The following is a 6,190-nucleotide window of genomic DNA, read 5'->3' on the forward strand; positions in this document are numbered from 1 at the left end:
TCGTAGGGGTCTACGGAGAAGGGGGCACCGTGATCATCTGGGTGAACGGGGCGTTCGGCGCTGGCAAGTCCAGCGCGGCGCGCGAAATGCTGGACCTGGTACCGGAGAGCACCCTGTACGACCCCGAGGCGGTCGGCGGCTGCCTGCGCCAACTACTGCCGGAGAAGCGGCTCCAGGAGGTCACCGACTACCAGGAACTGGCGATCTGGCGGCGGCTGGTGGTGGAGACCGCCGCCGCGCTGCTCGCCGAGGTCGGCGGTGTGCTCGTCACACCGATGACGCTGCTGCGGCAGGAGCACCGGGACGAGATATTCGGCGGGCTGGCGGCCCGGGGCATCGAGGTGAGACACGTGCTGCTCGACCCGGGAGAAACGATCCTGCGTGCGCGTATCGCCGCCCGGGCCGACTGCCCTGACGACCCGGGGGCCGACGACACCGCCCGCCGCTGGGCGCTGGACCGTATCGCCGACTACACCGCGGCCCTGCCCTGGCTCACCGGCGACGCTCATGTGGTCGCCGCCGGCGGGCTGGACCCGCGGCAGACGGCGGTGGCGGTCACCGAGGCGGTCGGCCGCGGCCAGGGCGTCTGCGGGATCATCCAGACGCCCGAACCGCGCGCGGAGACGGTGGCCGCCGGGGTGCTGCTCTTCGACGACGCCGACCGGGTGCTGCTGGTCGACCCGACCTACAAGCCGGGCTGGGAGTTCCCCGGCGGCATCGTGGAGAGCGGCGAGTCGCCCGCGCGGGCCGGACACCGCGAGGTCGCCGAGGAGTTGGGCATCGAACTGACCGGAGGTCTCCAACTGCTCGTCGTGGACTGGGAACCGCCGCACCCGCCCGGCCACGGCGGCCTGCGGCTGCTCTTCGACGGCGGCCGGATACCTTCCGCGGACATCGGCCGGCTGCTGCTGCCCGCCACCGAACTGCGCGACTGGCGTTTCGTCACCGAGGACGAGGCCGCCGGACTGCTGCCCCCGGTCCGGCTGGACCGGTTGCGCTGGGCGCTGCGGGCGCGGGAGCAGGGCCGCACCCTCAACCTGGAGGCCGGGCACCCCGCGCCGTGACCCGCGCGCCGGGGCGTCGGACGTGCGCCGACCGACGCCCCGGCCCGGTCAACTCCCGGCCCGATTCCGGCCCGGTTCCGGCCCGGGACCGGCCCGGGACCAACTCCCCGGTCAGACTCCCTGACCGGCCGAGTGCGCCACCGCGTACCGGCGCAGGAACAGCGCCTCGGTCAGCGCCATCCGCTCCAACTCCTCCGGCGACACGCTCTCGTTGACCGCATGGATCTGCGCCTCGGGCTCGCTCAGCCCGATCAGCAGGATCTCCGCGCTCGGGTAGAGGGTGGCGAGGGTGTTGCACAGCGGGATCGAGCCGCCCTGCCCCACCACCGCCATCTCCTGCCCGTACGCCTCCCGCATCGCCTCGGCCATCGAGGCGTACGCCGGGCTGTCGGTGTCCGCGGCGAACGGCTGCCCGCTGCCGCGCCGCGCGAACTCCACCTTCGCGCCCCACGGCGCGGCCGCCCGCAGGTGTGCCTCCAGCGCCTCTGCGGTCTTGGTCGCGTCGAAGCCCGGCGGCACCCGGAGGCTCACCAGGGCGCCCGCCTCGGCCTGCACCGAGGGGGTGGCGCCGACCACCCGCGGCGCGTCGATGCCCAGCACGGTCACCGCCGGCCGGGCCCACACCCGGTCCGCGACGGCGCCGCCGCCGATCAGTTCCACGCCGTCGAGCACCTTGGCGTCACGGCGGAAGTCGGCCTCCTCGTACGCCAGTCCGGACCACTCGCCGGAGCCGTCCAGGCCGTCGACGGTGGTGGCGCCGGACGCGTCGCGCAGCGTGGCGAGCATCTGGATCAGCGCCGCCAGCGCGTCGGGGGCGGCGCCGCCGAACTGCCCGGAGTGCAGGTTCCCCGCGAGGGTGGCCACCCGGACCTCGGTGAGCACCATGCCGCGCAGCGCGGAGGTGACCGTCGGCAGGCCGAGCCGGAAGTTGCCGGTGTCGCCGATCAGGACGGCGTCGGCGGTCAGCAGTTCGGGGTGGGCTTCGGCGTACCGCTCCAGGCCGCCGGTGCCCTGCTCCTCCGAACCCTCCACGATCACCTTGATGTTCAGCGGGATACCGCCGTGCTCGCGCAGCGCCCGCAGCGCGGTCAGGTGCATCACCAGGCCGCCCTTGCAGTCGGCCGCGCCGCGCCCGTACCACCGGCCGTCCCGGTCGGTCAGCTCGAACGGCGGGGACAGCCACGCCGATTCGTCCAGCGGCGGCTGGACGTCGTAGTGCGCGTAGAGCAGCACCGTCGGCGCGTCGGCCGGGCCGGGCAGCAGGCCGTAGACCGACTGGGTGCCGTCGGGCGTGTCGAGCAGGGCCACCTCCTCGAAGCCCTCCGCACGCAGCGCCGCCACGATCCAGGCCGCCGCCTTCTGCGACTCGCTGCGGGGGAACTGCCGCTCGTCGGCCACCGACGCGAACGACACCAGCTCGGCCAGCTCGGTCCTGGCGCGCGGGATCAGCGACGCGACGGTCTCGGACAGCGGGACTGACGACATGAGAGCTCCGTAGGTTGTGAGGCGGCCCAGCGGGGACGGACGAGGCCGACACGACGGCGACGAAAGCCGACAAAGGCTGACAGGAACCGGCAGACCGGCGCCTCCGCCGGGGCCGGCGGGCCGTTGCCGATGGTGCCACAGCGAGCCCTTGGCCACGGGCGCAATAGGATGCTTGCGAACAGCGCTGAACAGCGAGGACAGCCGAGCGTGGCGAGCGGGAGCGAAAACGACGTGAGCGGTGAGCAGGCGGCCCAGGGCAGCGGTGCGGAGAACGACGGGACCGAGCCGGTCTGGGACGTCGTGGTGATCGGCGCGGGTCCGGCAGGCGCCTCTGCCGCCCACGCGGCAGCCGTGACCGGTCGGCGGGTCCTGCTGCTGGAGAAGTCCGAACTGCCGCGCTACAAGACCTGCGGCGGCGGCATCATCGGACCGTCCCGGGATTCGCTGCCGCCCGGCTACGAACTCCCGCTCCGCGACCGCGTGCACGCGGTCACCGTCAGTCTCACCGGCCGGCTGACCCGCACCAAGCGTTCCCGGCAGATGCTCTTCGGCCTGATCAACCGGCCCGAGGTCGACGCCGGGCTGGTCGACGCCGCCCGCGAGGCCGGCGCCGAGGTGCGCACCGGCGTGACGGTCTGCCGGGTCGAGCAGCACGGACCGGGCGTGCCCGACCGCAGGACCGTCGCGGTCGTGGTGACCGGCGGCGCGGCGGGCAAGCGCGGCGAGGAGGAGACCGTCTACGCCCGTGCGGTGGTCGGCGCCGACGGCAGCGCCAGCCGGATAGGAGCACACGTCGGGGTCAAGCTCGACCAGGTCGACCTCGGCCTGGAGGCCGAGATCCCGGTGCCCGCCTCGGTCGCCGAGGACTGGGCCGGCCGGGTGCAGATCGACTGGGGCCCGCTGCCCGGCAGTTACGGCTGGGTCTTCCCCAAGGGCGACTCCCTCACGGTCGGCGTGATCTCCGCGCGCGGCGACGGCGGCGCCACCAAGCGCTACCTGGACGACTTCATCGCCCGGCTCGGCCTGGCCGGTTTCGAGCCGAGCGTGTCCTCCGGGCACCTGACCCGCTGCCGCGCCGACGACTCCCCGCTCTCCCGTGGCCGCGTGCTGGTCTGCGGCGACGCGGCCGGACTGCTGGAGCCCTGGACCCGCGAGGGCATCTCCTACGCGCTGCGCTCCGGCCGGCTGGCCGGCGAGTGGGCGGTGCGCATCGCCGAGGCGCACGACGCGGTGGACGCCCGCCGGCAGGCCCTCAACTACGCGTTCGCGGTCAAGGCCGGGCTCGGGGTCGAGATGGGCGTGGGACGGCGGATGCTGGCGCTGTTCGAGCGGCGCCCCGGACTGCTGCACGCGGCCCTCACCAGCTTCCCGCCGGCCTGGCGCGCGTTCGCCGGGATCACCCGGGGCAAGCGCTCGCTGGCCGATCTGGTCCGGACCCACTCGATCGCCCGCCGCGCGCTGGACGCCTACGACCGCACCTGACCGCACCCGGGCCCGGGCCCACCCCCGGGCCCGGCCCCGCGTCATCCGGCCAGCACGGCAGGCCCGACACGGCCGCCAGGCCCGACATGCCCGGCCGGCCCGGTTTCCTACGCCCGGCTCCGGCTCCGGCTCCGGCACGGCGTACTTCGTACGGAGTACGCGCGCCGCCCGCTGCCGGCGGACGCGTGGCCGGTGGACGGCGGTCTAGCGTGGGACGCATGACGTACGAGGACCGGCCGGAACCGCGGCGGCGCGGGCTGCTCGGCACCCGGCGCGTCTGGGTGCCGGTGGTCGTGCTCGCGGTCATCCAGCTGGTCGGGTCCAGCGTGGCCGGGCGGCACCAGCCGAACCGCACCGACCTGGACGCGCTGGGGTACACCCTGCTGCTGGCCGGGCCGGTCATGCTGCTGATCCGCCGACGGCGGCCGGTCGCCGTGGCCGCAGGCACCGCCGCGGTCACGCTGCTCTACTTCATGCTCGGCTATCCGATCGGGCCGGTGTTCGCCTCGATGGTGGTGGCGTTCTTCAGCGCGGTCGCCGCGGGCCACCGCAGAGCCGTGCTGATCATCGCGGCCTTGACCTACGCCGCGCACATCGTGGTCGGCGGCTGGCTCTACCAGTGGCTGCCGTCCGGTAGCCAACGGCTGTCGTGGGCGGAGGCGTCGGGCGTCGGCGCGTGGCTGCTGGCGGTGCTCGCCGGCGCCGAGCTCTACCGGGTCAGACGGGAACAGGTCGCCCGGGACCGACGGGAGCGGGCGGAGGCGGAACGCCGCCGGGCGGACGAGGAGCGGCTGCGGATCGCCCGCGAGCTGCACGACGTGCTCGCCCACAGCATCTCGGTGATCAACGTCCAGGCCGGCGTGGCCCTCGCCCTGATGGACGAACGGCCGGAGCAGGCCAGGACCGCGCTGACCACGATCAAGGCGGCGAGCAAGGAGGCACTCGGCGAGGTGCGCCAGGTACTCGGCACGCTGCGCGCGCCCGGCGAGGCCCCGCGCTCCCCCGCCCCCGGCCTGGACCGGCTGCCCGAACTCGCCGAGCAGGCCACCGCCGCGGGCCTCGCCGCCGACGTCGCCGTCGAGGGCACCCGTGTGCCCCTGCCGCCGGGCACCGACCTGGCCGCCTTCCGGATCGTCCAGGAGTCGCTGACGAACATCGTGCGGCACTCCGGCTCCCGCACCGCCCGGGTCCGGCTGACCTACCGGCCGGACGCCGTCGAGGTGCTGGTCGACGACGACGGCCCGGCGGTCACGGGCGGCGAGAGCGGCGGCGGCAACGGCCTGGTCGGCATGCGGGAACGGTTGGGCGCGCTGGGCGGTAGCGTACGGGCCGGGCCGCGGGCGGACGGCGGCTTCCGGGTCCGCGCGGTGCTGCCGCTGGCCGCGGGCAAGCGGGACGGCGCGCCCGGCCCGGACCACCTGTCCGGCCCGTCCAGTCCGTCCGACCCGTCCGACGGCAGCGGCCTGACCTCCACCGAGGAGCACCAATGATCCGCGTACTGCTGGCCGACGACCAACTCCTGGTCCGTGCCGGCTTCCGGGCGCTGCTGGACGCGCAGGACGACATCGAGGTGGTCGGCGAGGCGGCCGACGGCGGGCAGGCGGTACGCATGGTGCGCGAACTGACCCCGGACGCGGTGCTGATGGACATCCGGATGCCGGTGATGGACGGCCTGGTCGCCACCCGCACGATCACCGCGGACCCGGCGCTCGCGGAGGTGCGGGTGGTGGTGCTGACCACCTTCGAGCTCGACGAGTACGTCTTCGAGGCGATCCGGGCGGGCGCCTCCGGGTTCCTGGTGAAGGACACCGAACCGGCCGAACTCCTGCGCGCGGTCAGGGCGGTGGTCGGCGGCGACGCACTGCTGTCCCCCGGCGTGACCCGCCGGCTGATCGCCGAGTTCGCCGCCCGTTCCAAGGAGCCGGCCACCGCAGCGGATCTCGAACAGCTCACCGACCGGGAGCGCGAGGTGATGGCGCTGGTCGGCATCGGCCTGTCCAACGAGGAGATCGCCCGCCGGCTGGTGGTCAGCCCGCTCACCGCGAAGACGCACGTCAGCCGGACGATGGTGAAGCTCGGCGCCCGCGACCGCGCCCAACTGGTGGTGCTCGCCTACGAGTCGGGGCTGGTCCGGCCCGGCTGGCTCGGCTGACCTCTCC

The 6,190-nt window shown here is 74.5% G+C and carries 5 protein-coding genes; 4 read left to right on the forward strand and 1 reads right to left on the reverse strand.

Annotated elements, in window-relative coordinates:
• Nucleotides 1-29 precede the first annotated feature (29 nt).
• Entirely contained in the window at nucleotides 30-1,064 is a 1,035-nt protein-coding gene (locus AC13HU_RS29715) for an NUDIX hydrolase (RefSeq protein WP_483045068.1), read from the forward strand.
• A 111-nt stretch (nucleotides 1,065-1,175) separates the two neighbouring features.
• Here AC13HU_RS29715 and AC13HU_RS29720 read toward each other — a convergent pair whose 3' ends face one another.
• Nucleotides 1,176-2,549, reverse strand: a complete 1,374-nt coding sequence (locus AC13HU_RS29720) for a M20/M25/M40 family metallo-hydrolase (protein WP_483045064.1) — start codon at nucleotides 2,547-2,549, stop codon at nucleotides 1,176-1,178.
• A gap of 231 nt (nucleotides 2,550-2,780) precedes the next feature.
• Here AC13HU_RS29720 and AC13HU_RS29725 point away from each other — a divergent pair, with 231 nt between their 5' ends.
• From AC13HU_RS29725 to AC13HU_RS29735, 3 genes are all read left to right on the forward strand, one after another.
• Nucleotides 2,781-4,031, forward strand: coding sequence for a geranylgeranyl reductase family protein (locus AC13HU_RS29725; RefSeq protein ID WP_483045065.1), 1,251 nt, complete (start codon nucleotides 2,781-2,783; stop codon nucleotides 4,029-4,031).
• Nucleotides 4,032-4,249: 218 nt separating this feature from the next.
• Nucleotides 4,250-5,521 (forward strand): sensor histidine kinase, encoded by a 1,272-nt coding sequence (locus AC13HU_RS29730; protein WP_483045066.1) that lies wholly within the window; start codon nucleotides 4,250-4,252, stop codon nucleotides 5,519-5,521.
• Nucleotides 5,518-6,183, forward strand: coding sequence for a response regulator (locus tag AC13HU_RS29735; protein WP_483045067.1), 666 nt, complete (start codon nucleotides 5,518-5,520; stop codon nucleotides 6,181-6,183). The genes AC13HU_RS29730 and AC13HU_RS29735 overlap by 4 nt, the downstream gene beginning before the upstream one ends.
• The last annotated feature ends 7 nt before the right edge of the window (nucleotides 6,184-6,190 follow it).

This window comes from Streptomyces sp. NH27 (genome assembly GCF_056859195.1).

What these genes read in the sequence shown, in the direction of transcription:
- AC13HU_RS29730 (WP_483045066.1), top strand. Translation starts at nt 4,250, where the DNA reads ATGACGTACGAGGACCGGCCGGAACCGCGGCGGCGCGGGCTGCTCGGC.
- AC13HU_RS29720 (WP_483045064.1), bottom strand. Translation starts at nt 2,549, where the DNA reads ATGTCGTCAGTCCCGCTGTCCGAGACCGTCGCGTCGCTGATCCCGCGC.
- AC13HU_RS29735 (WP_483045067.1), top strand. Translation starts at nt 5,518, where the DNA reads ATGATCCGCGTACTGCTGGCCGACGACCAACTCCTGGTCCGTGCCGGC.